18 protein-coding genes and 1 tRNA gene are annotated in these 24,437 nt (G+C 63.3%); 14 read left to right on the top strand and 5 right to left on the bottom strand.

From position 1 onward, the window contains the following. Positions 1 to 280: 280 nt before the first annotated feature. The 6 genes from rnm (at position 281) to tesB (ending at position 5,547) form a co-directional block, all read left to right on the top strand. Positions 281 to 1,162, top strand: coding sequence for an RNase RNM (gene rnm, locus BGO64_RS19720; RefSeq protein WP_039039192.1), 882 nt, complete (start codon positions 281 to 283; stop codon positions 1,160 to 1,162). 125 nt (positions 1,163 to 1,287) lie between these two features. After that, on the top strand, positions 1,288 to 1,908 hold the full coding sequence (locus BGO64_RS19715; RefSeq protein ID WP_010673702.1) for an L-threonylcarbamoyladenylate synthase: 621 nt from the start codon (positions 1,288 to 1,290) through the stop codon (positions 1,906 to 1,908). Then, positions 1,901 to 2,782, top strand: a complete 882-nt coding sequence (locus tag BGO64_RS19710) for a segregation and condensation protein A (RefSeq protein ID WP_010673703.1) — start codon at positions 1,901 to 1,903, stop codon at positions 2,780 to 2,782. The genes BGO64_RS19715 and BGO64_RS19710 overlap by 8 nt, the downstream gene beginning before the upstream one ends. Positions 2,783 to 2,823: 41 nt before the next feature. Further along, a complete protein-coding gene (gene scpB, locus BGO64_RS19705; RefSeq protein WP_286701229.1) occupies positions 2,824 to 3,516 on the top strand; it encodes an SMC-Scp complex subunit ScpB in 693 nt (230 codons plus the stop codon). Then, the gene (gene rluB, locus BGO64_RS19700; protein WP_039039190.1) at positions 3,509 to 4,432 is read left to right on the top strand and encodes a 23S rRNA pseudouridine(2605) synthase RluB; all 924 of its coding nucleotides are present in this window, start codon (positions 3,509 to 3,511) and stop codon (positions 4,430 to 4,432) included. Before scpB ends, rluB begins: the two co-directional genes overlap by 8 nt. 251 nt (positions 4,433 to 4,683) lie before the next feature. Continuing rightward, entirely contained in the window at positions 4,684 to 5,547 is an 864-nt protein-coding gene (gene tesB / locus BGO64_RS19695) for an acyl-CoA thioesterase II (RefSeq protein WP_286701228.1), read from the top strand. 63 nt (positions 5,548 to 5,610) lie between these two features. On the opposite strand, the gene BGO64_RS19690 is transcribed toward tesB, so the two are convergent. From BGO64_RS19690 to BGO64_RS19680, 3 genes are all read right to left on the bottom strand, one after another. Further along, a complete protein-coding gene (locus BGO64_RS19690; RefSeq protein ID WP_286701227.1) occupies positions 5,611 to 6,786 on the bottom strand; it encodes a dicarboxylate/amino acid:cation symporter in 1,176 nt (391 codons plus the stop codon). A gap of 168 nt (positions 6,787 to 6,954) precedes the next feature. Beyond that, positions 6,955 to 7,518, bottom strand: coding sequence for a class I SAM-dependent methyltransferase (locus BGO64_RS19685; RefSeq protein ID WP_286701226.1), 564 nt, complete (start codon positions 7,516 to 7,518; stop codon positions 6,955 to 6,957). Between the two features lie 90 nt (positions 7,519 to 7,608). Next, positions 7,609 to 8,244, bottom strand: a complete 636-nt coding sequence (locus BGO64_RS19680; protein WP_045524073.1) for a TetR family transcriptional regulator — start codon at positions 8,242 to 8,244, stop codon at positions 7,609 to 7,611. 154 nt (positions 8,245 to 8,398) lie between these two features. Between BGO64_RS19680 and BGO64_RS19675 the strand changes: the two genes are divergently transcribed. The 4 genes from BGO64_RS19675 to BGO64_RS19660 all read left to right on the top strand — a co-directional run bounded on the left by BGO64_RS19675 (position 8,399) and on the right by BGO64_RS19660 (position 15,481). After that, entirely contained in the window at positions 8,399 to 9,580 is a 1,182-nt protein-coding gene (locus tag BGO64_RS19675) for an efflux RND transporter periplasmic adaptor subunit (protein WP_151027377.1), read from the top strand. Between the two features lie 17 nt (positions 9,581 to 9,597). Beyond that, on the top strand, positions 9,598 to 12,747 hold the full coding sequence (locus BGO64_RS19670; protein WP_041213203.1) for an efflux RND transporter permease subunit: 3,150 nt from the start codon (positions 9,598 to 9,600) through the stop codon (positions 12,745 to 12,747). After that, positions 12,740 to 14,155 (top strand): efflux transporter outer membrane subunit, encoded by a 1,416-nt coding sequence (locus BGO64_RS19665; protein WP_202042253.1) that lies wholly within the window; start codon positions 12,740 to 12,742, stop codon positions 14,153 to 14,155. The genes BGO64_RS19670 and BGO64_RS19665 overlap by 8 nt, the downstream gene beginning before the upstream one ends. Positions 14,156 to 14,485: 330 nt before the next feature. Next, positions 14,486 to 15,481 (top strand): sulfate ABC transporter substrate-binding protein, encoded by a 996-nt coding sequence (locus BGO64_RS19660; protein ID WP_286701225.1) that lies wholly within the window; start codon positions 14,486 to 14,488, stop codon positions 15,479 to 15,481. Between the two features lie 240 nt (positions 15,482 to 15,721). On the opposite strand, the gene BGO64_RS19655 is transcribed toward BGO64_RS19660, so the two are convergent. Both BGO64_RS19655 and BGO64_RS19650 read right to left on the bottom strand, forming a co-directional pair. Beyond that, a tRNA-Thr gene (locus BGO64_RS19655) sits at positions 15,722 to 15,797 on the bottom strand. 87 nt (positions 15,798 to 15,884) lie between these two features. After that, positions 15,885 to 16,625, bottom strand: a complete 741-nt coding sequence (locus tag BGO64_RS19650; RefSeq protein WP_039041236.1) for a phosphatase — start codon at positions 16,623 to 16,625, stop codon at positions 15,885 to 15,887. Between the two features lie 468 nt (positions 16,626 to 17,093). Here BGO64_RS19650 and psrA point away from each other — a divergent pair, with 468 nt between their 5' ends. The 4 genes from psrA (at position 17,094) to BGO64_RS19630 (ending at position 24,402) form a co-directional block, all read left to right on the top strand. Continuing rightward, on the top strand, positions 17,094 to 17,747 hold the full coding sequence (gene psrA, locus BGO64_RS19645) for a TetR family transcriptional repressor PsrA (RefSeq protein WP_005324182.1): 654 nt from the start codon (positions 17,094 to 17,096) through the stop codon (positions 17,745 to 17,747). 47 nt (positions 17,748 to 17,794) lie between these two features. Then, positions 17,795 to 20,119: an acyl-CoA dehydrogenase gene (locus tag BGO64_RS19640; protein WP_043155088.1), complete on the top strand. Its 2,325-nt coding sequence runs from the start codon at positions 17,795 to 17,797 to the stop codon at positions 20,117 to 20,119. 161 nt (positions 20,120 to 20,280) lie between these two features. Further along, on the top strand, positions 20,281 to 23,343 hold the full coding sequence (locus BGO64_RS19635) for an efflux RND transporter permease subunit (protein WP_286701224.1): 3,063 nt from the start codon (positions 20,281 to 20,283) through the stop codon (positions 23,341 to 23,343). A 15-nt stretch (positions 23,344 to 23,358) separates the two neighbouring features. Then, positions 23,359 to 24,402 carry an efflux RND transporter periplasmic adaptor subunit gene (locus BGO64_RS19630; RefSeq protein ID WP_103261401.1) on the top strand — a complete coding sequence of 348 codons (1,044 nt, stop codon included), beginning with the start codon at positions 23,359 to 23,361 and terminating at the stop codon, positions 24,400 to 24,402. Positions 24,403 to 24,437 lie beyond the last annotated feature (35 nt).

The raw sequence follows: 24,437 nt of genomic DNA, 5'->3' as shown, positions 1-24,437 counted from the left end.
ATTTGCCGGATAATAAAAAAGCCCGCTGGGGTCAGCGGGCTTTTTCTTTGGGTTCTTAACTTGCTGTCAGATTACAGGTACAGCAACGACCACACGCCCGCATGTCAGGGAGTGTGCCACCACCAGATGGTCAGGATGGAAGTCGCTTGCATGAGATTGAGTCCTGTAAAAAGATGTTTGCAATGAAGTGCCTACAGAAAACGATAAAGCCGCGGCCAAGTCAAGTCGCTTTTTTGCCGGCCTTTTCCAGGCAGGTCCCAAACAAGAGCGAAACACGCCGATGAGATTCGATCTGCATTGCCACACCACCGCCTCGGACGGGGTGCTGAGCCCCGCCGACCTGGTGCGCCGCGCCGCCGAAAAAGGGGTGGAGGTGTTAGCGGTCACTGACCACGATACCCTCGACGGGCTTGAGGAGGTGCGCCAGACCATCTCGGCCGACCAGTTGCCACTGCGCCTGGTGAGCGGGGTGGAGATCTCCACCGGGTGGGAGCATCACGAGATCCACATCGTGGCCCTCGGGGTGGACGAGAAAAATCCCCAGTTGCTCGCCTTTCTGGCAGGGCAGCGGGCCCGCCGGGAGGCGCGCGCCGAGGAGATCGGGCGTCGTCTGGAGAAGTGCCTCATCCCGGGCACCTATGAAGAGGCCAAGCAGCTTGCCGGTGACGCCGCCGTGACCCGGGCCCACTTTGCCCGGGTGCTGGTGGCGCGCGGGGTGGCCGACAATATGCAGAAGGTGTTCAAGAAGTACCTGAGCCGGGGCAACAAGGGCTATGTGCCCGCCGAGTGGCCCGGGATGGGGGAGGCCATCGAGGCCATCCACGCCGCAGGCGGGCTGGCGGTGCTGGCTCACCCGAGCCGCTACAATCTCACCGCCAAGTGGATCAAGCGGCTGCTGGTGGCCTTCAAGGCCGTCGGGGGGGATGCCATGGAGGTCTCCCTGCCCCAGCAGAGCCCCCAGGAGCGGGCGAATCTCGGCCAGTGGGCCAGGGAGCACGATCTCTATATTTCGGTGGGGTCCGATTTTCACTTCCCCTCCAACTGGACCGAGCTTGGCCGCCACCTCTGGCTCCCCAAGGAGGGGATGCCGCTGTGGCTCGGTCACCCCGGTCATTTCGGGCTCACCCCCGAGGAGCATGCGGGCCTGCTGGCCAGCCGCTGACCCCCCGGGCCGGCATCTTTGATGCAGGCGAGTCAGCGTCAAACAGATTAAGGTAGTGTCATGGGCCAAGGGGCCCTTGACCATGAAGCGGGCAACGAGCGTGCCCCCTATCGCGAGAAGAGCATATGAGTCAGCATTTTTACGTACATCCCGACAATCCCCAGGTTCGCCTCATCAGCCAGGCGGTGCAGATCCTGCAAAACGGCGGCGTCATCGTCTATCCCACCGACTCCGGCTACGCCCTGGGCTGCCAGATGGGCAACAAGGATGCCCTGGAGCGCATCTGCCGCATCCGTCGCATCGAGCCGAACCACGACTTCACCCTGGTGTGCCGTGATCTCTCGGAGATCTCCACCTATGCCAAGGTGGACAACACCGCCTTCCGGCTGGTCAAGAACAACACCCCCGGACCCTACACCTTCATCTTCAAGGCCACCAAGGAGGTGCCGCGTCGCCTCATGAACGAGAAGAAGAAGACCATCGGCATCCGGGTCCCGGCCAACAACATCGCGCTGGCCTTGCTCGAGGCCCTCGGTGAGCCGCTGCTCTCCACCACTCTGATCCTGCCGGGCTCCGAGATGGCGGAGTTCGACCCCGAGGAGATCGCCGACAAGCTCGGCAAGCAGCTGGATCTGGTGGTCAACGGCGGGTATCTGGGCGAGCAGCCCACCACTGTGGTGGACTTCTCCGACGACGAGCCCGTGCTGCGTCGCCGCGGTGCCGGGGATCCGACGCCGTTTGAGTGATCTTGCCGACCCCGTGCCCGCGCTGACAACCCCCGCGGGCACGACGGGGGAGGCTTCCCTTCCCCCGCCCATCGCCACCGTGCTGGGGCAGCCCTACCATGAGCTGCCCCAGGACTTGTTCATCCCCCCCGATGCGCTGGAGGTGTTTCTCGACACCTTCGAGGGGCCGCTGGATCTCTTGCTCTACCTCATCCGGCGCCAGCAGCTCGACATCCTCAACCTGCCCATCCTGCAGATCACCGCCCAGTACATGGAGTACGTGGATCTGATGCAGGGTCTCAACCTCGAGCTGGCGGCGGAATACCTGCTGATGGCGGCCTGGCTCGCGGAGATAAAGTCCCGCCTGCTGCTGCCCAAGGCCCCGGAGCTGGAAGACGAGGAGGAGGGAGAAGACCCTCGCGTCACCCTCATTCGTCGCCTGCAGGAGTACGAGCGCTACAAGCTGGGGGCGGAGCGGGTCAATGCCCTGCCGAGGGTGGAGCGGGAGATCTTCGTCGCCGCCGCCATGGCGCCGGATTTTGGTGCCTTGAAGCCATTGGCGCCCGATGTTTCTCTGGTTGAACTCGCCCTTTACATGCAAAGTGTGGTAAAACGCGCGACTCATTTTGAACATCACCAGATCCGCCGCGAGCAGATCCCGACCCGGGTACGGATGGCGGAGATCCTCGCCATGCTCTCCCTGGGCCAGACCCTGCGCCTGGAGCAGGTGCTGCGGGCCGAGGAGGGGCGCATGGGGGTGCTGGTGACCTTCCTGGCCCTGCTGGAGCTGTGCAAGGAGCAATTGATCTGGATCTTGCAGGCGGAGCCCCTGGGCCCCATCCATTTTGCCCTGGCCAGTCAGGGGAAAGGGGAGGAGCATGAGCATCTACACTGAGCGAGGGGCTGCGCCAGGGGCGCGGACCCGGGAGGTCCACCGTGGCGCTGCCTGCTGAACGATTGAAGACCCTGATCGAGGCGGCGATCTTCGTGGCGGGGCGTCCCCTCACGGTGAGCGAAATCAAGGGCAGCGTGCTCTCGGACTACCCGGTCACCGGCCGCTATGTCCAGTTGCTGCTGGCAGAGCTCAGACAGGATTACAGCGAGCGGGGGGTCGAGCTCAAAGAAGTGGCCTCCGGCTGGCGTTTCCAGGCCCGCCAGGAGTATGCCGAGGAGCTGTCGCGCCTGTGGAGCGAGCGGGCTCCCCGTTATTCCCGCGCCGTGATGGAGACGCTGACGCTGATTGCCTATCGTCAGCCCATCACCCGGGCGGAGATAGAAGCCATCCGCGGGGTGGCGGTGTCGAGCCAGATCGTCAACACCCTCAAGGAGCGTGGCTGGGTGCGCAGCATCGGCCACAAGGAGGTGGCGGGTCGCCCCGAGCTGCTCGCCACCACCCGTGAATTTCTGGACTATTTCAACCTGCAGAGTCTGGAGCAGCTCCCCGAGCTGGATCCCGAGCTGCAGACCCCCTTGTCGCTCATGCCGGGCGAGGGCGGTGACGGTCAGCCTCTGGCAGGCCGTGCTGAGCATGAACATGGTGGGGAGGCCAACGGGGCCGTCCCACAAGAGCCAAGGTTGTCCGCGATGTCGGCGGGCAGCGATCAACAATCAGGTAAACCCGATGAGTGAAAAACTGCAAAAAGTATTGGCCCGCGCGGGTCAAGGCTCCCGTCGTGAGATGGAGGCCCTGATCACCGCAGGTCGGGTCAGCGTGGATGGCAAGGTCGCCACGCTGGGGGATCGCGTCGAAGTGAACGCCGTGATCCGGGTGGATGGCCACCAGGTCAAGACCCGCGCCGCAGAGGAAGTGATCTGCCGCGTGCTGGCCTACCACAAGCCCGAAGGGGAGATGTGCACCCGCCACGATCCGGAAGGACGTCCCACCGTGTTTGATCGTCTGCCCAAGATGGATGGCGCCCGCTGGATAGCGGTCGGCCGCCTCGACGTCAACACCTCCGGTCTCTTGCTGTTCACCACCGACGGCGAGCTGGCGAACCGCCTGATGCACCCGAGCCACGAAGTGGAGCGGGAATACGCGGTGCGGGTCTTTGGCGAGATCACCGAAGCCATGCTGCAGCGCCTGCGCAAGGGCGTGCAGCTGGAAGACGGCATGGCCAAGTTCAACAAGATCAAGCCGGCCGGCGGTGAAGGGCTGAACCAGTGGTTCAACGTCACCCTGACCGAGGGCCGCAACCGGGAAGTGCGCCGCCTGTGGGAATCCCAGGAAGTGCAGGTGAGCCGCCTGATGCGTATCCGCTACGGCGACGTCAAGCTGGATCGCGGCATCCCCCGCGGCGGCTGGCAGGAGCTGAAGTTGCCCGAAGTGAACTACCTGCGCGGCCTGGTCAACCTGCCCAACGAGACCGAATCCAAGGTCGATCTGCAGCAGGATGGCAAGAGCACCCGCCACAAGCAGGCCGCCCAGATCCGTCGCGCCGTCAAGCGCCACAAGGAGATGCAGGGCAAGGAGCCGCGCGCCCGTGCCACCACCGCCCGTCGCAAGCCGACCTCCTCCACCCGCAATTCCGGCACCGGCAGCAAGTAAGCCGCCGCCACGGGCCGCTCGCCCCGGACACTCCACAAGCCCGCACCCCAAGGTGCGGGCTTTTTTGTGTTCCGGACATGTTCCCGGCCTGGTACGACAAAGAGGGCGGCGCAGGGGGCTTTTTCATTCCTTTTACTAATGTATTTTTGTTTTCATCAATTTCTCTTTCTTTTTTTCGACCCTGCCGAGGGAGCTGTTGCCCTGCCGGGACGGGCTTGTTAGCCTTTCGCGCACAAAGACAGGAGAAACCAATGAGCAAGGTACTGGATGAGCTGCTGGCGTTGCTGGCGCTCGAAAAGATCGAGGAGGGCCTGTTTCGGGGCCAGAGCCAGGATCTCGGGTTGCGATCCGTGTTTGGCGGACAGGTGATGGGGCAGGCCTTGTCAGCCGCCAAGCAGACGGTGGCAAGCGACCGCCAGGTCCACAGTTTCCACTCCTACTTCCTGCGCCCCGGGGATGCCAACAAGCCCATCGTCTACGACGTGGAGAACATCCGCGATGGCCAGACCGTCTCCACCCGCCGGGTCAAGGCCATCCAGAGCGGCAAGCCCATCTTCTACCTCAACGCCTCCTTCCAGGTGGAGGCCGAGGGCTTCGAGCATCAGGCGAAGATGCCGGCCGGCATCACGCCCCCGGAGCAGCTCAAGAGCGAGCTGGAGCTGGTGCGTCCCTACGAGCAGATGATCCCGGCGGCCCTGCGGGACAAGATCCTGTGCGAGAAGCCCATCGAAATTCGCCCCGTGACCCTGGTGGACCCCATTCGCCCGGATGTTCACGAGCCCCTTCGCTACACCTGGTTCAAGGCCAATGGCCCGGTGCCGGACGATCAGCGGGTCCACAACTACCTGCTGGCCTATGCCTCCGACTTCCACTTCCTGTTCGCCGCCCTGCAGCCCCACGGGGTCTCCTACTGGGAGCCGGACATGCAGGTGGCCACCATCGATCACTCCATGTGGTTCCACCGGGAGTTCCGGCTGGACGACTGGCTGCTCTACGTGGTGGACAGCCCGAGCGCCAGCGGCGGTCGGGGTCTGGTGCGCGGCCAGTTCTTCACCCGGGATGGGGTATTGGTGGCGAGCACCATGCAGGAAGGGGTGATCCGCCGCCGAGGCTGAGACGCCCCCTTGCGCCAACGAAAAACGGGAGCCGATGGCTCCCGTTTTTTATTGCCTGCGCTATCAGGCTGCGTCCTGCTCGGTGCTGAGTGCTGGCTCGCCCCGGGCGAAGCGGTCGGCCCACAGGGCGATGACGCCGTCACCGGTGACGTTGCAGGCGGTGCCGAAGCTGTCCTGGGCCAGGTAGAGGGCGATCATCAGGGCGATGGAGGCCTCACCGAAGCCGAGCATGGAAGTGAGCAGGCCGAGCGCGGACATGACACCGCCACCCGGTGCGCCCGGCGCGGCAATCATGATGACGCCCAGCATCATGATGAAGGGCACCATGGTGGCGTAGCCCGGAATGGCCAGGTGTTCGGAGAGGAACATCACCGCCGTGGCGCAGGTTACCAGGGTGATGGTGGAGCCGCACAGGTGGATGGTGGCGCACAGGGGCACGGTGAAGTTGGCGATGCCGTCGCTCACGCCGTTGCGCTTGCTGGCTTGCAGGGCCACCGGAATGGTGGCGGCGCTGGACATGGTGCCAAGGGCGGTGAAGTAGGCGGGCAGCATGTTCTTGATGAGCATGACGGGGGAGCGCCCCTGGGCGAGGCCGGTGCCAACGAACAGGACGCAGAGCCAGATCCAGTGCATGACGATGGCCATCACCAGCACCACGCCGAAGGTCTTGAGGGTAGCGAAGACGGTGCCTTCCACCGTCATCTCGACGAAGACGCCGGCGATGTAGAAGGGGAGCAGGGGAATGATCACGCGTGCCAGCAGGCGGTCGATGATGTCACGGCCCTGATCGGCGACCCGGCGCAGGTCGGTGGCCTGGGTGGCGCTGATGCCGATGCCGAACACGAAGGCGGCGGCCAGGGCCGACATCACCCCGAACAGGGGCGGGATCTCGAGGTTGATGTAGGAAGCGAGCTTGGTGGCAGCCTCGGCGGTGGGCTCGGCGGCCGTGGTCAGGTGCGGGATCAGGTGGCTCGCCACGGTGAAGGCGAACAGGCCCGCCAGTATGGTGGAGCAGTAGGAGAGCCCCACCGTTTTGCCCAGCAGCTTGCCGGAGTTCTTCGGCAGGCTGGCGATGCCGCTCATGATGAAGAAGAGGATGATGAGCGGGATGGTGAAGGTGATGAGCTGGCCTATCACCGTCTTGGCGGTGAACAGCACGCGGGCGACCCATTCGGGGGCATAGAGACCGAGCAGCAGGCCGGCGAGGATACCGGCAACCAGATTGAGAACGAGTTTCATGGGGGAATCCAGGTGTTGGTGTCTGATTTGTTATTTAATTTTGATTTTAATGCCGCTTTTTAACACAAACACCGCATCTTGTCTGCTTTATGGTGGTTAACTCAGGGTTAAATATTGTTAATGGGCTGAATGCCGTGAGGTGTCACTGTCCCCGGGGGCTTTCGCGGATCAGCGCCGCACCAGCAAGGCGTGCAGCCAGGGGCCGTTCACTTCATCTTCCCCCACCCAGCCATGGTGCAGGGTGAAGGGGAGGGGAGCGATCAGGCGTCGCAGTCCCGCCTCGTCGAGCCGGGTCTGCAGGGGATATTCCCCCGACCGTGGCAGCGGTTCGCCCTTCCCGTGGGGGAAGGAGGCGTAGAGGGGGCCCCCGGCCTTGAGCAGGGTGGCCAGATGACCGAGCGCCGGGGCTATCTCGTGCTCGGGCAGACAGGGGAGGGAGCCGCTGGCCCAGATGCCGTCATAGGGAACGACGCTTTGCATCTGCTCGACGCGGCAGACTCGCACCGGCTGGCCGCACAGGCGCGAGGCGGCAGCGGCCTGCGCCCGGCTCGCATCGAAGGCGGTCACGGTGAGGCCTTGCTGGCGAAAGAGGCGCAGATCCTCTCCTGCCCCGCAACCGGCCTCCAGCAGATGACGGCCGCTGCCCAGCAGGGCCAGGAAGGGGGCATGGGCGCCTGCCACGAGGGCGGGGCGAGGGGCGGCGTCGCGCGCCGGCGCGGGGGCGTGTGGCAAGGGTGTCGGGCTCATCGTGATGGGGGGCGATACTCTAGCAGGTTTGCCCCCGGCTGTTGAGCATTGGCGGGGGCGGCGCGTCTTGCAGACTCAGGGGTGGCGGCGAAGGGTGGGGCTCGCGATGAGGGTGAACAGGGTATCGAGGAGAAAGTCCGACTCCTCAATCAGATCGATGCGATCCGGGAAGTGCAGCCAGTTGATGATGTAGCCGTCCAGGGTGCAGTGGAGCAGGGTGGCGGCGCGGCGCAGATCCAGCCCCTCGGGCAGTTGGCCGCGGTGCACGGCATTGGCCAGGGTGATCTCCAGATCCCGGAAGAAATTCATGGATTGCAGGTGCATGTGCTCGCGCATGACGGCGGCCTCTCCCTCCATGGATTCCAGATTGAACATGATGGTGAACATCTGCTGGTGGGCGGGCTCGGTGCTGATCTTGAGCATCACCTCCTTGAGAAAGCTGCGCAGCTTGCCCAGGGGATCCGGCTCCGCCTCGTCGACGCAGGCATCGAGCTGGTGGGAGAGTGGGGCACACAGCTCCTCCCACAGGGTGACGAACAGCTCTTCTTTATTCTTGAAGTGCCAGTAGATGGCGCCCCGGGTGAGGTCCGTCGCCTTGGCGATATCGGTCAGGCTGGTGCGTGCCAGCCCCTGTTGGCAGAAGAGATCCAGGGCCGTGCTCATGATGTTGCAGCGGGTTTGCTGCGCCTCTTCTTTGGTGCGTCTGGCCATTGACTCCGGTCCTGTTTAAAAGTGAAAAAAGTTTCTTACATACATTCATGAATGTATGTATATTGCCTCATCTTCGCCGTTTTACCAACAGGGGCCTTATAAACCCTGTGGTTTTGTCACTTCTTTTTGATTGAAACTGAGGTTCAGAGACTTGATGCATAAACATATTCTCGCACGTTCGGTCGGCCTTGCCTTGCTGGCAAGCGGCCTGCTGGCTGGCTGTGGTGACAAGGACGGGGCCCAGCAGGCCATGGGGGAGATGCCTCCCGCCGCCGTGGACGTGGTCACCCTCCATACGGCCCCCCTGCAACTGTTGTCCGAGCTCACCGGCCGCACCGCCCCCCTGCGGGTGGCCGAGGTGCGTCCCCAGGTGAACGGCATCATCCTCAAGCGCCTGTTCACCGAGGGGAGCGACGTCAAGGCCGGTCAGCTGCTCTATCAGATTGATCCCGCCGTCTATCAGGCCGAAGTGGCTTCCGCCAAGGCCAACCTCGCCAAGGCCGAGGCCAACGAGCGCAGCGCCCGCCTCAAGGCCCAGCGCTACGCCGAGCTGGTGAAGGTGAAAGCCATCAGCAGCCAGGAGTATGACGACGCCGACGCGGCCTGGAAACAGCAGCTGGCCGAGATCGGGGCCGCCAAGGCCGCATTGCAGACCGCCAACATCAATCTGGCCTACACCCGCATCACGGCCCCCATCAGCGGCCGCATCGGCAAGTCGGCGGTGACCGAGGGAGCCCTGGTGACCGCCCAGCAGGCGGACAGCCTCACCTCCATCTCCCAGCTCGATCCCATGTACGTGGACGTGCGCCAGTCCACCGCCGACCTGCTGCGTCTCAAGCGCCTGGTGGCCGAGGGCAAGCTGACCCAGGGGGAGAAGGACGGGGCCGGTGTCAGCTTCCAGCTGGAAGATGGCAGCCAGTATGGCGAGAAAGGGGCCCTCCAGTTCTCCGACGTGACCGTGGACGAGGCGACCGGCATGGTGACCCTGCGGGTGATCGTGCCCAACCCGGAGCAACTGCTGCTGCCCGGCATGTTCATGCGCGCCACCTTGCAGGAGGGCGAGCGCCCGCAAGGCCTGCTGGTGCCCCAGACTGCCGTGACCCGTACCCCCAAGGGCGGTGCCACCGTCATGGTGGTGACGGCGGACAACAAGGTGGAACTGCGTGAAGTGCAGGTCGGCCGCATGTCCGGCGACAGCTGGGTGGTGGAGTCCGGTCTCAAGGCTGGCGAGAAGGTGATCGTCGCCGGTCTGCAGAAAGTCAAACCCGGGGTCGTGGTGGCGCCCACTGAACGTGCCGGCAACAGCGCACAACAGACCCCGGCAACCAAGCAGTAGGATGGAGTAGTCGCCTCATGGCACGTTTTTTCATAGATAGACCCATTTTCGCCTGGGTGATCGCCTTGGTGATCATGCTGGCCGGGGCCATGGCCATCATCGGCCTGCCGGTGGCCCAGTACCCGACCATCGCCCCGCCGGCGGTTGGCATCTCCGCCAGCTACCCGGGGGCCTCCGCCAAGACGGTGGAAGACTCGGTGACCCAGATCATCGAGCAGAACATGACCGGGCTGGATCACCTGCTCTACATGTCGGCGCAATCCGACTCGTCAGGGAACGTCAGCGTGACCCTCACCTTCAAGCCGGGTACGGATCCCGACATCGCCCAGGTGCAGGTGCAAAACAAGCTGCAACAGGCCATGTCGCTCCTGCCCCAAGAGGTGCAGCAACAGGGCGTGCGGGTCCAGAAGACCTCCAGCAGCTTCCTGATGGTGGCCGCCTTCATCTCCACCGATGGCGCCATGACCAACGATGACCTGGCGGACTATGTGGTAGCCAACATCAAGGAGCCCCTGAGCCGTCTGGACGGGGTCGGTGACATCACCTTGTTCGGCAGCCAGTACTCCATGCGCGTCTGGCTCGATCCCCACAAGCTCAACCGGGTGCAGATGACCCCGGCCGACATTCAGGCCGCCATCAAGGCCCAGAATGCCCAGGTTGCCTTCGGCAAGCTGGGGGGGACCCCTGCGGTGAGCGATCAGCAATTTACTGCCACCATCATGGGCCAGACCCGGCTCTCCACCGTGGAGGAGTTCAACAACATCCTGCTGCGGGTGAACCAGGACGGATCCAAGGTCCAGCTCAAGGACGTGGCCCGGGTCGAACTTGCCGGTGAAAACTACGACGCGACCGCGCTCTACAACGGCCAGGCCACCGCCGCCGTCGCCATCAAGCTGGCGACCGGTGCCAACGCCCTGGACACCGCCGAGCACGTGCGGACCAAGCTGGGTGAACTCTCCGAGTACTTCCCGGCCAACATGGAGATCGTCTATCCCTACGACACCACGCCGTTCGTGAAGATCTCCATCGAGGAGGTGGTGCAGACCCTGATCGAGGCGATCTTCCTGGTGTTCTGCGTCATGTATCTGTTCTTGCAGAATTTCCGGGCAACCCTTATTCCGACCATCGCGGTGCCCGTGGTCCTGCTCGGCACCTTCGGGGTGATGGCGGCCTTCGGCTTCTCCATCAACACCCTGACCATGTTCGGTCTGGTGCTCGCCATCGGCCTCTTGGTGGATGACGCCATCGTGGTGGTGGAGAACGTGGAACGTCTGATGAGCGAGGAGGATCTCTCCCCCCTCGAGGCGACCCGCAAGTCCATGACCCAGATCACCGGCGCCCTGGTGGGCATCGCCCTGGTGCTGTCGGCGGTGTTCGTGCCCATGGCCTTCTTCGGTGGCTCTACCGGTGCCATCTATCGCCAGTTCTCCCTCACCATCGTCTCGGCCATGGTGCTCTCGGTGCTGGTGGCCCTGATCCTGACCCCGGCCCTGTGCGCCACCCTGCTCAAACCCATGAAGCACGGTGAATTCGGCGCCCAGCGAGGCTTCTTCGGCTGGTTCAACCGCTTCTTCGACACCAACGCCAACCGTTACCAGAACGGCGTGCGCAAGGTGATCAAGCAGGGCACCCGCTACGGCATCATCTATCTGGCCATGCTGGCGGTGCTGGCGGTGCTCTTCATGCGCATGCCCACCTCCTTCCTGCCGGAAGAGGATCAGGGGGTCATCATGTCCATGGTGCAGCTCCCGGTGGGGGCGACCAAGGAGCGGACCGAGGTGGTGCTCGGGGAGATGCGCGACTACTTCCTCGAGAACGAGAAGGAGAACGTGGACTCCGTGCTGACGGTGGCGGGCTTCAGTTTCGCCGGTAGCGGTCAGAACAGCGGCATGGCCTTCATCAAGCTCAAGGACTGGAGTGAGCGCAAGGGAGAAGAGCGCAGCGCCAATGCCATCATCGGCCGCGCCATGGGGTTCCTGTTCAGCATCAAGGAAGCCCAGGTCTTCGCCTTCAACCTGCCCCCCATTCCGGAACTCGGCACGGCCACCGGCTTCGACTTCTTCCTGCAGGACCGAGGCGGTCTGGGTCATGAGAAGCTGATGCAGGCACGCAACCAGCTGCTCGGCATGGCGGCGCAGGATCCCAACCTGGTGCGGGTACGCCCGAACGGGATGGAAGACACGCCCCAGCTCGACATCAAGATCGATTACGAGAAGGCGCTGGCCCAGGGGCTCTCCATCACCGACATCAACAACACCCTGTCGGCGGCCTGGGGCTCCTCCTATGTGAACGACTTCGTCGACAGAGGCCGGGTCAAGAAGGTCTATCTGCAGGCGGATGCCCCTTTCCGGATGAACCCGGAAGATCTGAAGCTGTGGTACGTGCGCAACAGCGCGGGCCAGATGGTGCCCTTCTCCGCCTTTGCCAGCACGGAGTGGAGCTTCGGCTCGCCCCGTCTTGAGCGCTACAACGGTGTCTCCGCCATGGAGATCGTCGGTGAGGCGGCCCCTGGCAAGAGTACGGGTGATGCCATGGCGGCCATCGAGGAGATGGTGAAACAGTTGCCGGAAGGGATCGGTATCGAGTGGACCGGCCTCTCCTTCCAGGAGCGTCAGGCAGGCTCCCAGGCGCCGGCCCTGTACGCCATCTCGCTCCTGGTGGTCTTCCTCTGTCTGGCGGCCCTCTACGAGAGCTGGAGCATTCCGTTCTCGGTCATGCTGGTGGTGCCGCTCGGGGTGCTGGGGGCCATTTTGGCCGCGACCCTGCGCGGGCTTGAGAATGACGTCTACTTCCAGGTGGGCCTGCTCACCACGATCGGGCTGTCGGCCAAGAACGCCATCCTCATCGTCGAGTTCGCCAAGGAGCTGCACGACAAGGGGATGAGGCTCGGGGATGCGGTGGTGGAGGCCTCGCGTCAGCGTCTGCGCCCCATCCTGATGACCTCGCTCGCCTTCATCCTGGGGGTACTGCCCCTGGTGATCAGCACCGGGGCGGGCGCCAGCAGCCGAAACGCCATCGGGACCGGCGTGATGGGGGGGATGATCAGTGCCACCGTGCTCGCCATCTTCTTCGTGCCGCTCTTCTTCGTGCTGGTGATGCGCTATTTCACCGAACGCAAGCATGCCGGGGAAGAGAGTGTCCACACCAAGGAGATCAACCATGACTAAGACCCTGATCGCCCTGGGCGTGACCCTGATGCTGGGGGGCTGCTCCATGGCCCCCGACTACCAGCGCCCCGAGCTGCCCCAAGGCGCCTCCTGGCAAGCTGACCTGGCCGCCAAGGGGGAACTTGCCCCCTGGCGCCAGCAGTTCCAGGACCCGGCCCTGCAGACGCTGATCGGCACCGCCCTTGAGAGCAACCGGGATCTGCGCCTGGCAGCCCTCAACGTCGAGGCCTACGAGGCGAAATACCGTATCCAGCGGGCGGCCCAGTTGCCGACCCTGGCCGCCAGTGGCAGCGGTACCCGCCAGCAGGGATCCGATGATCTCAGTAGTACTGGGCAGGGCACCATCAGCAGCCAGTATGGCGCCAACATCGGCATCACCGCCTATGAGCTGGATCTGTTTGGCCGGATCCAGAGCCTGAAAGATCAGGCCCTTGAGACCTATCTGGCGCAAATCGAGACCCAGCGCAGCACCCAGATCGCCCTGGTGGCCTCGGTGGCCAATGCCTACTTCACCCTGCTGGCGGATCAGGAGTTGCTGGCCCTGAGCCAGGCGACCCTCGCCACCGAGCAGGAGAGCTATGCCCTGACCGAGCACAAATACCGCCTGGGCGCTGCCTCCGAGATGGAGCTGGCCCAGGGGCGCACGGCACTGGAAAACGCCAAGGTCAGCCAGGCGCAATACCAGCGTCTGGTGAAACAGGACAGAAACGGTCTGGCCCTGCTGCTTGGCACCGATATCCCGGTGCTGGCGGCACAACCGGCCACCCTGGCCGAGGTGAAACTGGCGCCGATCCCGGTGGGGGCTCCCTCCAGCCTGTTGCAGCAACGCCCGGACATCCTGGCAGCGGAGCACAACCTGAAGGCGGCCAACGCCAACATAGGGGCGGCCCGCGCCGCCTTCTTCCCGACCATCTCGCTCACCGCGACGGCGGGCACCGCCAGCAACCAGCTGAGCGGTCTGTTTGACGGCGGCACCGGCACCTGGACCTTCATGCCCCAGATCAATCTGCCCATCTTCGATGGCGGCAAGCGCGTTGCGGATCTGGACGTGGCCGAGGTGGGGACCAGGCAGGCGGTGGCGAGCTACGAGAAGAGCATCCAGACCGCCTTCAAGGAGGTCGCGGACACCCTCGGTGCCCAGGTTGACTACGCGCAGCAGCTGCAGGCGCAACAGGCGCTGGTGGATGCCAACCAGACCTACTTCAGGCTGGCGGAGGTGCGTTACGAGCAAGGGGTGGACAGCTACCTGACCCGCCTCGATGCCCAGCGCTCCCTGTTCAGCGCCAAGCAGGGGCTCATCAGCACCCGGCTCGCCCAGCTGAGTAACCAGGTCGCCCTCTACAAGGCCGTCGGTGGCGGCTGGCAGGCGCCGAAGGACGCAGAGCCGGCATCAGACAAACAGGGTTGACCCCTCGGGGTTGACGTAAAAAGCATCAGGGGCGAACCACTAGGTTCGCCCCGTTTTTTTATCTGTCATGTCGAGAAGCCAAATCGAGGCAGGTGACAACGGCGCTCCCTGCCCGGGTCAGGGCGCGGGCAGGAGGATCCCCACGCTCATGGGCGCCGCCCTCGGCAACCATCATGACCCGCCTGGAGGTGACCACCTCATCGCCGTCATCCGTTGCGCTGGACCCAGGAGATGCCATTTATCGCATAAGCTGTGCCGTAATTATTCTTTCAAAGAATAAATGGTCGACTCTTATAGTCAGTCACTCGCCCCTCATTCCAAGGATGTGAAATGAAACGACTCGTGCCCGCCACCCTGCTTGTTGCAGGACTGGCTCTCGCCCCGCTGGCCCAGGCGACCACCCTGCTCAACGCCTCCTATGACGTGATGCGCGATTTTTACAAGGAGTACAACGGAGCCTTCCTGAAGCACTGGCAGGCCGAAGGCGGGGAGCCACTGCAGATCAACATGTCCCACGGCGGATCGAGCAAGCAGGCGCGCGCCGTCATCGACGGCCTGCCCGCCGATGTCATCACCATGAACATGGCCACCGACATCAACGCCCTCGCCGAGCATGGGGGCCTGGTGCCCAAGGGGTGGGCGGATCGCCTGCCGGATCACAGTGCCCCCTTCACCTCGGCCACCGTGTTTATCGTGCGAAAGGGCAACCCCAAGGGGTTGAAGGATTGGCCTGATCTGCTCAAGGAGGGGGTACAGGTCATCGTGCCCAACCCCAAGACCTCGGGGAACGGCCGCTACACCTATCTGTCTGCCTGGGGGTATGTGCTGGAGCAGGGGGGCGATGAAGAGGCGGCCAGGGCATTTGTCGGGAAGCTGTTCAAGCAGGTTCCCGTGCTCGACACCGGCGGCCGCGCCGCCACCACCACCTTCATCCAGAACCGCATAGGGGACGTGCTGGTCACGTTCGAAAACGAAGCCGAGATGATTGCCCGGGAGTTCGGTCGTGGCAGCTTCGAGGTGGTCTATCCGAGCGTCACTGCCGTGGCCGAACTGCCGGTGTCAGTGGTGGACAAGGTGGTCGACAAGCAGGGTACCCGCAAGGAGGCCGAAGCCTATCTTGCCTATCTCTGGTCTGACGAAGGCCAACGCATTGCTGCCAGCAACTATCTACGCCCGCGCAACCCGGCGATCCTCGCCGAGTTTGCAGACCGTTTCCCGAACGCCACCTTCCTCGACGTGGTGAAGACCTTCGGCGCGTGGCCTGTGATCCAGCGCACTCACTTCAAGGAGGGCGGGGTGTTCGACCAGATCTATGCCCAGCGCTGAGGCGCCCCGGGATAACGATGCTCACCCAGGTGCAGCCGGGGCGTGGCTGCCTGGCAGCCCTCTCTGTCGGTGGGGCCAGGTTGGTGCGTCAGGCTCTGAAAGATGAACAGGACCGTCGCGGATGGCGGTGTCCTGGAAGGGGAGGGTGTTCTGGCACAGTCACACCGGCGTCTTGGCCCGAGACCCGGGACAAAAAGCACGAAGGGTTGGCCTCGCACTGAGGTCAACCCTTCGTCTGTCTGGTGCCGGTAATAGGAGTCGAACCTACGACCTTCGCATTACGAATGCGCTGCTCTACCAACTGAGCTATACCGGCGGTTTGATGTTCAGAGTCGTGAAAAAAGCCGGACAAGTCAATTGAGCCAACTCGATTTTATGAGTTGGCTCATGATGTTAAGGCATATCAGAGGTCAATGAACTCCGGGATGTGAGCACGGCCGCGGCTCTCGAGAAAATCGAGCAGTGCGCGGGGGGAGCGGGCCAGGATCCGCTCATGTGGGAAGTTGGCTTCGGTGACCAGCCGATGGCAGTGATCAAAGTCGCCGAGGCTGAATGCCACGTGGGAGTCGGAGCCGAAAGTGAGGTAGGCACCCAGATCGCGCGCCGCCTCGACGATGGCGCGGCAGTTGCTTTCGCTGCCTGCACGGGAGTGACTGAACGAGGAGTTGTTGACCTCCAGCGCCACTCGATACTCTGCCGCTGCCTTGACCACCGCCTGGATATCGATGGGGAAGGCGGGATTGCCGGGGTGGCTTATCATGTCGACCCGACCACTTCGAATGGCGTTGATCATGGCCTGGGTATGGGTCGCCTGATCGCAGGGGGGAAACACCGGTTCGTGAAAGCCCGCCATGATCATGTCGAGCCGCGATTCGTAGCGCTCGGGGAAGTCTATTTCACCGTCGATGTTCTTGATGTTGGCTTCGATGCCGCGCAGGATGCCGACCCCGTCCACGACCCTGGGCAACACGTGCAGATTGACGAAATGCCAGTAATGCGGGGCATCTGCCATGTCCGGGCCATGGTCCGTGGTGGCGAACAGCTTGATCCCCTTGGCTTTGGCGATGGGCAGGTAATCGTGAATGGTGCTGTAGGCGTGGGTGCTGGCGACGGTGTGCGTGTGGGTATCGACCGTATACTTCATCTTCTCTCCCCTCTGGCATGAGGCGACAGCATAGCAAGATTGGCGAAGCCGGGCCATGTGGCTGGTTGCCATACTTTGTCACAATTTGGGTCTGTGCTGACAAAGTCTGATGACGTTTCACTGCGAGGATGGCGACATCGATGCAAGCCTGAACACCCATCGATGGGTCGACACTGGATGGTCAGACCCGTTTTCCCCGCCGTCGCCCCTGCGACGGTTTTTTTTGGTTCTCTGTCGGCGCATCGGGTGACGGCAGGGCAAAAAAATGCCCAACTAGCATGACGCAGGTTGGGCGAGACTTAATGTTTAATTGCAGTGGCATAGATATAGAGTGCCGTCTCGCCGCGAAGTTCCCGCCATCTTCCCTCTTTTTTGATTAAAAACATTTAGCCAACACTTGTTCACATTCTCTTGACATGGGTGGGCGTGAAACGTACTTTTTAAACATTCGTTTAAGTGAGGTGTCCAGTGAGTAAAATCGATACCAAGAACCGTATTCTCGACGCCGCCGAGGTGCTGTTTGCCGAGCGGGGGTTCGCCGATACCTCGTTGCGTCTGATCACCAGCGAGGCCGATGTGAACCTGGCTTCGGTCAATTATCACTTCGGCTCCAAGAAGGAGCTTATCCAGGCGGTGCTCGACCGTTATCTGAGCCTCTTCATGCCGGCACTGGACGGGCGGTTGCAGACGTTGATGGCGCAGGATCAGCTGACCCTGTTGCAGGTGTTCGAGAGCTTTGTCGAACCCCTGATGAAACTGTCGGCCGTCAGGGCGAATGGTCCGGCGCTCTTCATGCAGTTGCTGGGGCGCGGCTATATCGACAGTCAGGGCCACCTGCGCCGTTTTATTACCACCCATTATGGGGCGACCCTGCACGGGATCACCCAGGCCATCTCCAAGGCCAATCCGGATTTGTCGCCGGCGGATCTCTTCTGGCGCCTGCACTTCACCCTGGGCACAGTCGTCTTCACCATGGCCTCTGCGGATGCCCTGCGTGACATCGCCCAGGCCGATTTTGGCCAGCAGCTCGATGTGGAAGGGCTGGTGCGCAACGTTATTCCTTATCTGGCGTCCGGTGTCGGGGCGCCCGTGGAGTCGACCAGGCTCTCCCTGGCCGTGTAACACCTGACAATAATCAACGGAAACAGTGAAATAGAAGGAACTTCGGTATGATCACATTGCTTGTCCTGCTGGTGCTGGCGATAGCCGTGGTGCTCGGTGTCCCCGCCATCCGTAAAAAGGTGGTGACCCGCCCCGTGTTCGGCATCTTCAAGAAGATACTGCCGCCCCTGTCGGCCACCGAGCGGGAGGCCATGGAGGCCGGCTCCGTCTGGTGGGACGGGGAGCTGTTTCGCGGTAACCCGGACTGGAAGAAACTGCACGGCTACGGCAAGGCCGAACTGAGCGCAGAAGAGCAGGCCTTTATCGACAACCAGGTCGAAACCCTGCTCGCCATGGTGGACGACTTCAAGATCGTCAACGAGACCAAGGACCTGCCGGAGCCGGTGTGGGACTATCTGAAGAAAGAAGGCTTCTTCTCCCTGATCATCCCGAAATCCTACGGCGGCCGCGAGTTCTCGGCGATTGCCAACTCCACCATCGTCACCCGTATCGCCACCAAGAGCCTGAGCGTCGCGGTCACCGTCATGGTGCCCAACTCCCTCGGCCCGGGCGAGCTGCTGATGCATTACGGCACCCAGGCCCAGAAAGATTTCTGGCTGCCGGGGCTGGCCAACGGCAAGGAGGTGCCCTGCTTCGCCCTGACCGGGCCGGAAGCGGGCTCCGATGCGGGCGCCATCCCGGACAAGGGGATCGTCTGCAAGGGGATGCACAAGGGGGAAGAGGTGCTGGGCATTCGCCTCAACTGGAACAAGCGCTACATCACCCTGGCGCCGCGTGCCACCGTGCTGGGGCTGGCGTTCAAGCTCTATGACCCGGAAAAACTGCTGGGTGACAAGGAAGAGATCGGCATCACCTGTGCGCTGATCCCGACCAGTCACCCTGGCGTGCGCGTCGGCGATCGCCACTACCCCATGGGGCTGGCGTTCCTGAACGGCCCGACCTTCGGCAAGGATGTGTTCATTCCGCTCGACTGGATCATCGGTGGCCCGGATTACGCCGGCCGTGGCTGGCGCATGCTGGTGGAGTGCCTCTCCGCCGGTCGCGGCATCTCGCTGCCTGCCCTTGGCACCGCCTGTGGTCACATGGCGAGCCGCACCGTGGGCGCCTACTCCTACGTGCGCAAGCAGTTCGGCATGTCCATCGGCAAGTTTGAAGGGGTGCAGGAAGCGCTGGCCCGCATTGGCGGCCTCACCTATCAGCTCGAAGGCGCTCGTCGCATGACCGCAGGTTCCCTGGATTTGGGTCAGGCACCGGCCATCGTCACCGCGATTTCCAAGTACCACATGACCGAGATGGCCCGCCAGGTGATGGATGACTCCATGGACATCCATGCCGGTCGCGCCATCCAGCTGGGCCCGAAAAACTACACCGGCTACGCCTACATGGGCATTCCGGTGGCCATCACGGTGGAAGGGGCCAACATCCTGACCCGCAACCTGATGATCTTCGGGCAAGGGGCCACCCGCTGCCATCCGTATGTGTTTGCCGAGCTGGAAGCGGCGGCCGACACCGATGTGGAGCGCGGTCTCGAGAAGTTTGACGCCCTGTTGATGAAACACATCGCCTTCGGTACCGGCAACTTCTTCGGTGCCCTGTTCCAGGGGCTGACCCTGGGTCAGTTCAACAGTCCCCCGGTGGCCGGCGAAACCGCCCGCTACTACAAGCAGCTCTCTCGCATGAGTAAAGGGCTGGCCCTGTGCGCCGACGTCTCCATGCTGATGCTGGGCGGGGATCTCAAGCGCAAGGAGATGATCTCCGCCCGTCTGGGTGACGTGCTGAGCCACCTCTACCTGGCCTCCGCCACCCTCAAGCATTACGAGGATCAGGGCCGCATGGTCTCTGACCTGCCGTTCGTGCAGTACGCGGTGGAGCGCAACCTCTACCTGATTGGCAAGGCGTTCGAGGGCTTCTTCCAGAACTTCCCGAACAAGGTGGTGGGTGCCGTACTCAAGCGGGTGGTGTTCCCGTTCGGCGTCGGTTACAAGATGCCGGCGGACGATCGCTGCCATGCCATCTGTCTGGCCATGATGACGCCGGGCGAGTTCCGGGATCGTCTGACCGCGCTCTGTTATGTGGGCAAGGATGAGGCGGATCCGGTGGGGCTGATGGAGCGTGCCTTCCAGGCCATGGTCTCGGTGCAGCCCATCGAGAAGAAGCTGGTGCAGGCCCAGAAAGAGGGCAGACTGCCCCGCAAGCTGGCGCTGCCTGAGCTGGTGGCTGCGGCCCTGTCCCAGTCCATCCTCGGCAAGGAGGAGGCGGACAGGCTGCTGGCCGCCGATGCCCTGCGCTACGAGGCTATCCAGGTGGACAACTTCGCTCCTGGCGAGCTGGAAGGATTGTCTCAACCGAACCCGGTCGAGCACGCAGCCTGACCCGGAGCGTAAACCGACAACCGGCCCTAGTGGCCGGTTTTTTGTTGTTTAACCAGGCATTTACAAGGTCGATTAATTCCAGTTTAATGCAATGGCCCCCACCCTTGGGGCAGGAAGCAAGGCCATCGGAATGGCCGATAACAACAACTCAGGAAGAGTGAATGAACCTCGCCAAAACGGCGATCGAACGCCCCATCTGGGTGGCGGTCTCGGTCGTGCTGATTTTTTTGCTGGGCCTGCTCAGTATCCGGGGACTGCCCGTCCAGCTGTTTCCCGACATAGACCGTCCTCACCTCAACATCACGGTGGACTGGCGCTCGGCCTCGCCCCAGGAGATGGAGTCGGAGATAACCGATCCCATCGAGCAGGAGATGCAGGGGGTACAGGGGCTCAAGAGTCTCAGCAGCAACAGCTACCCCGGCTTCACCGAAATCGACATGGAGTTTGCCCTCGGCACCGACATGCAGCGGGCCCAGCTTGACGTCATCTCCCGCCTGAACCGGGTCTCGGGGCTGCCGGACAACATCGGTGGTCCTTACGTCAACAACTACAGCAGCAACGACACCCTGACCTTCTTCTTCATTCAGCAACTGCCCGGCGCCAAGGGGGAGATAGACGATCACCAGGCGCTGATCGAGGCGAGGGTCAAGTCCGAGCTGGAGCGGATCCCCGGGGTGTCCACGGTCGACATCGAGGGGATCAACGAGCGCCAGATCCAGATCCGCTTCGACCCTTACCGCGCCGCCGAGCTGGGGGTGGAGATCCCGGTGCTCGCCAGCCGGGCAACGACCGGCTGGGATGTGTCGGCCGGCACCCTCGACATCGGACGCTGGGAGTACAAGCTGCGCTTTGCCGGTCGCTATGACGTGGCGGCCCTGGGGGACAAGGTGGTGGACTGGCGTGACGGCCTGCCCATCTATCTGCGGGACGTGGCCGAGATCAGAGTGGCCCGGGAGGAGAACCCGGTGCTGCGCATCCAGAACGGCAACACCGCCATCGCGGCGCAGATCTTCAAGGAGAGCGGTGCCAATGCCCTGGCGGCGCTCGAGGGGATCAAGGCCAAGGTCGGGGAGCTCAACCGGGAGGTGCTGGAGCCGGTCGGCCTGCACATGGAGCAGTCGTTTGACGCTTCCCTCTACATCAACCGGGCGGTGAGCATGGTGACCGCCAACCTGGGGCTAGGAGTGCTGCTCTCCTGCGCCATCCTCTGGGTCTTTCTGCGCCAGCTCAAGGCGACCCTGATGATCGCGATCGCCATCCCCATCAGCATCATGCTCACCTTCTGCTTGCTCAAGGTGATGGGGCGAACCCTCAATATCATCTCCCTGGCGGGCATTGCGTTTGCGGTCGGCATGGTGCTCGACGCCGCCATCGTGGTGCTTGAGAGCATCTACCGGCGCCATGAGCGGGGTGACATCAGCAAGGGAGAGGCGGCGCTGGAGGGCACCCGCCGGGTGTGGACCGCTCTGGTGGCGTCCACCCTGACCACGGTCGCCATCTTCCTGCCGGTGCTCCTGCTCAACGACGTGGAAGGGCAGTTGTTTGCCGATCTTGCGCTCACCATCGCCTGCGCGGTGACGGTCTCCATGGTGGTGGCGGTCACGGTGTTGCCTGCGGTGGCGGCGCGCTGGATGGGGCACGAGCGGCTGATTGATCCCTTTGAGCGCCTGTGGTGCCGCGCCACCCGCCATGTGATCCGCTGGACTGCCACCGCCCCCAGGCGCTGGGCCATCATCGTCCTGATGATGACGGGGCCTGTGCTGGTGAGCTGGTTGATGTTGCCCAAGATGAACTACCTGCCGGACGTGAAGCGGGACGCCATCGACGTTTGGATGAGTTTCACCCCAGGGGTCAATCTCAAGGCCCAGCGGGAGGAGGTGATCGATACCCTGATTGCCCGCCTCGACCCCTATATGAAAGGGGAGAAGGAGCCTGCCCTCAAGAACTACTACATCCTGCGCTATCCGGGCGGTGCCCAGATCGGGGTGCGGCCAAAGGAGGATAACCAGATCAAGGTGCTGGAGCAGCTCTTGATGAAGCAATTGCTGGTGGGGATCCCCGACACCCGGGTGTTTGGCGGTCAGGGGTCCCTGTTTGGCGGTTTTGACAGTGAAAACAGCATCTCCCTGCTGATCCAGGGGGGTGGGCTACCCGAACTCTATCAGGCGGCCAGGGAGAGCATGACCATAGTGCAGCGGGACTTGCCCGGCGCCCAGGTCAGGCCAGAGCCCGGACTCGATTTCACCGCTCCCGAGCTTCGGCTGGTGCCCCAGGACAGGCGTCTGGCCGAGGTGGGCTGGGATCGCTCCCCCATGCCCGCCATCATCCAGACCTTCGGCGATGGTCTGCGGGTCGGCGAATATTTCGACGGGGATGAGCGGCTCGACATCCTGCTGATGGGGCAGGCCTCCGCCAACCCGGACGAGCTCAAGGCGGTGCCGCTTGCTACCCCGTCCGGGCGCATCGTTCCCCTTGGGGAACTGCTGCGGGTGGAGCCGCAACTGGGGCCTGAGAGCATCTTCCGATCCGATGGGCGGCGCAGCATCAGTCTGCAGATTTCCCCCCCTGCGGGGATGAGCATGGAGCAGGTGCTCGACACCCTGCAGCACAAGAGCTTTGCCGCCATCCGGCCGTTGCTGCCGGCCGGGGGGGAGCTGCGGGTCGCCGGCAATGCCGACAGCCTGCAGCAGGCGCTCGGCAACCTCGGCAGCATCTTCCTGTTCGCCGTGATGATACTGCTCATTCTGCTGTGGGGGGTCTTCGCCTCCCTCAAGGATGCCGTGCTGGTGCTGCTCACCTTGCCGCTCGCCACCGTAGGCGGCGTGCTGGCGCTGCACCTGAGCGGTCTGGTGGCGCCGCTGCCGATGGACTTGCTCACCATCATCGGCTTCGTCATCCTGCTCGGGTTGGTGGTCAACAACGCCATTCTGCTGGTGCACCAGACCAGGATGGCCGAGCGGGAGGGGATGAGCCGACAGTCGGCAGTCACCGATGCTCTGCAAAGCCGGATGCGTCCCATCGCCATGACCAGCCTCACCAGCATCTTCGGTATGCTGCCCCTGATGCTGAGTCCGAGCGAGGGGAGCGAAATCTACCGGGGGCTGGCCACCGTCATCGTCGGCGGCATGAGTTGCAGCACCCTCTTCACCCTGATCCTGTTGCCCGCCTTCCTGCGGTTGGGGGAGCAGACCGACATACCGCACGCCCTTCGGCAGCGTGCCTGAGCAAGGAGCTCATCGATGACACAAGGTTTCACAAGGATGGTGGTGGGGGCCCTGCTGCTGGCTGGCGGGCTGCCTGCGCTTGCACAAAGCAAGATGGTGACGCTGGCGGAGGTGGCCCAGGGAGAGGCGGGGGCCAGCATCTGGGTCAGCGGCACGGTGGCGAGCCGCCAGCAGGCGGCGCTCAGCGCCGAAGTGAGCGGTCGGGTGGAGTGGATAGCCGAGTTTGGCAGCCGGGTGAAGGCGGGGGACGAGTTGCTGCGCCTGGACAGCGCGACTCTGCGCCTCTCGCTGGAGCAGGCGAGAGCGGAACAAGCCAGAGAGGGGAGCAACCTGCGTTACGCTCGCGCCGAGTTCCAGCGCCTGGATCGTTTGCACCAGCAAAAGAGTGCCTCCCAGAGCCAGTATGACAAGGCGCGCTATGACGTGGAGCAGGCTGAGCTGGCCGATCAGTTGGCGCGGGTGCAGGTGCGCCAGATTGAGGAGCAGCTGCGCAGAAGCCGCATCTTTGCCCCGTTTGACGGGGTGGTGAATGAACACTTCATCCAGCCGGGGGAGCATGTGGATGCGGGCGAACAGGCGCTTGAACTGGTCAATCCGGATCAGCCGGATATCCGGTTGCGTGCGCCTATTGCCTGGGCCCGGCAACTGGCCACCCAGACCCGGTTGCGGGTGGAAGGGGAGCAGCTCAGCAGCCACGCCATCTATTACCAGCGGGCGGCGAGCGCCGATCCCAAGTCCCGGCTCATCGAGCTGCGCCTCAAGCCGGAAGCGGGTACCTTCATCATCGGCTCGCCAGTGCGGGTGGCGCTGCCGATGGGAGAGCAGCACACCATGCTGCTGCCACGGGATGCCCTGGTGCTCGGCACCGAGGGAAGCGTGGTCTATCAGGTGGAGCAGCGCGGCGAGGCGCTCACGGTGAACCGGGTGCCGGTCACCGTGCTCTTTGGGGACAGCCGGGAAGTGGCGGTGAGCGGCGCTCTCAGGCAGGGAGACAAGGTGGTGGTGCGCGGCGCCGGCAGCCTGCAGGATGGAGACAAGGTGGAGCTGTTTCGCGGTTGAACCTGGGCAGATCCCATAAAAAAACGGCTCCCGCG

The organism is Aeromonas sp. 62-46, from assembly GCF_001898585.1.
GTDB classification, from domain to species: domain Bacteria; phylum Pseudomonadota; class Gammaproteobacteria; order Enterobacterales; family Aeromonadaceae; genus Aeromonas; species Aeromonas caviae.
The sequence above is the reverse complement of the archived record's forward strand: the minus strand, read 5'-3'. Positions and strand labels throughout refer to the sequence as shown.

What these genes read in the sequence shown, in the direction of transcription:
- rnm (WP_039039192.1), top strand. Translation starts at nt 281, where the DNA reads ATGAGATTCGATCTGCATTGCCACACCACCGCCTCGGACGGGGTGCTG.
- BGO64_RS19715 (WP_010673702.1), top strand. Translation starts at nt 1,288, where the DNA reads ATGAGTCAGCATTTTTACGTACATCCCGACAATCCCCAGGTTCGCCTC.
- rluB (WP_039039190.1), top strand. Translation starts at nt 3,509, where the DNA reads ATGAGTGAAAAACTGCAAAAAGTATTGGCCCGCGCGGGTCAAGGCTCC.
- tesB (WP_286701228.1), top strand. Translation starts at nt 4,684, where the DNA reads ATGAGCAAGGTACTGGATGAGCTGCTGGCGTTGCTGGCGCTCGAAAAG.
- BGO64_RS19690 (WP_286701227.1), bottom strand. Translation starts at nt 6,786, where the DNA reads ATGAAACTCGTTCTCAATCTGGTTGCCGGTATCCTCGCCGGCCTGCTG.
- BGO64_RS19680 (WP_045524073.1), bottom strand. Translation starts at nt 8,244, where the DNA reads ATGGCCAGACGCACCAAAGAAGAGGCGCAGCAAACCCGCTGCAACATC.
- BGO64_RS19675 (WP_151027377.1), top strand. Translation starts at nt 8,399, where the DNA reads ATGCATAAACATATTCTCGCACGTTCGGTCGGCCTTGCCTTGCTGGCA.
- BGO64_RS19670 (WP_041213203.1), top strand. Translation starts at nt 9,598, where the DNA reads ATGGCACGTTTTTTCATAGATAGACCCATTTTCGCCTGGGTGATCGCC.
- BGO64_RS19665 (WP_202042253.1), top strand. Translation starts at nt 12,740, where the DNA reads ATGACTAAGACCCTGATCGCCCTGGGCGTGACCCTGATGCTGGGGGGC.
- BGO64_RS19660 (WP_286701225.1), top strand. Translation starts at nt 14,486, where the DNA reads ATGAAACGACTCGTGCCCGCCACCCTGCTTGTTGCAGGACTGGCTCTC.
- BGO64_RS19650 (WP_039041236.1), bottom strand. Translation starts at nt 16,625, where the DNA reads ATGAAGTATACGGTCGATACCCACACGCACACCGTCGCCAGCACCCAC.
- BGO64_RS19640 (WP_043155088.1), top strand. Translation starts at nt 17,795, where the DNA reads ATGATCACATTGCTTGTCCTGCTGGTGCTGGCGATAGCCGTGGTGCTC.
- BGO64_RS19635 (WP_286701224.1), top strand. Translation starts at nt 20,281, where the DNA reads ATGAACCTCGCCAAAACGGCGATCGAACGCCCCATCTGGGTGGCGGTC.
- BGO64_RS19630 (WP_103261401.1), top strand. Translation starts at nt 23,359, where the DNA reads ATGACACAAGGTTTCACAAGGATGGTGGTGGGGGCCCTGCTGCTGGCT.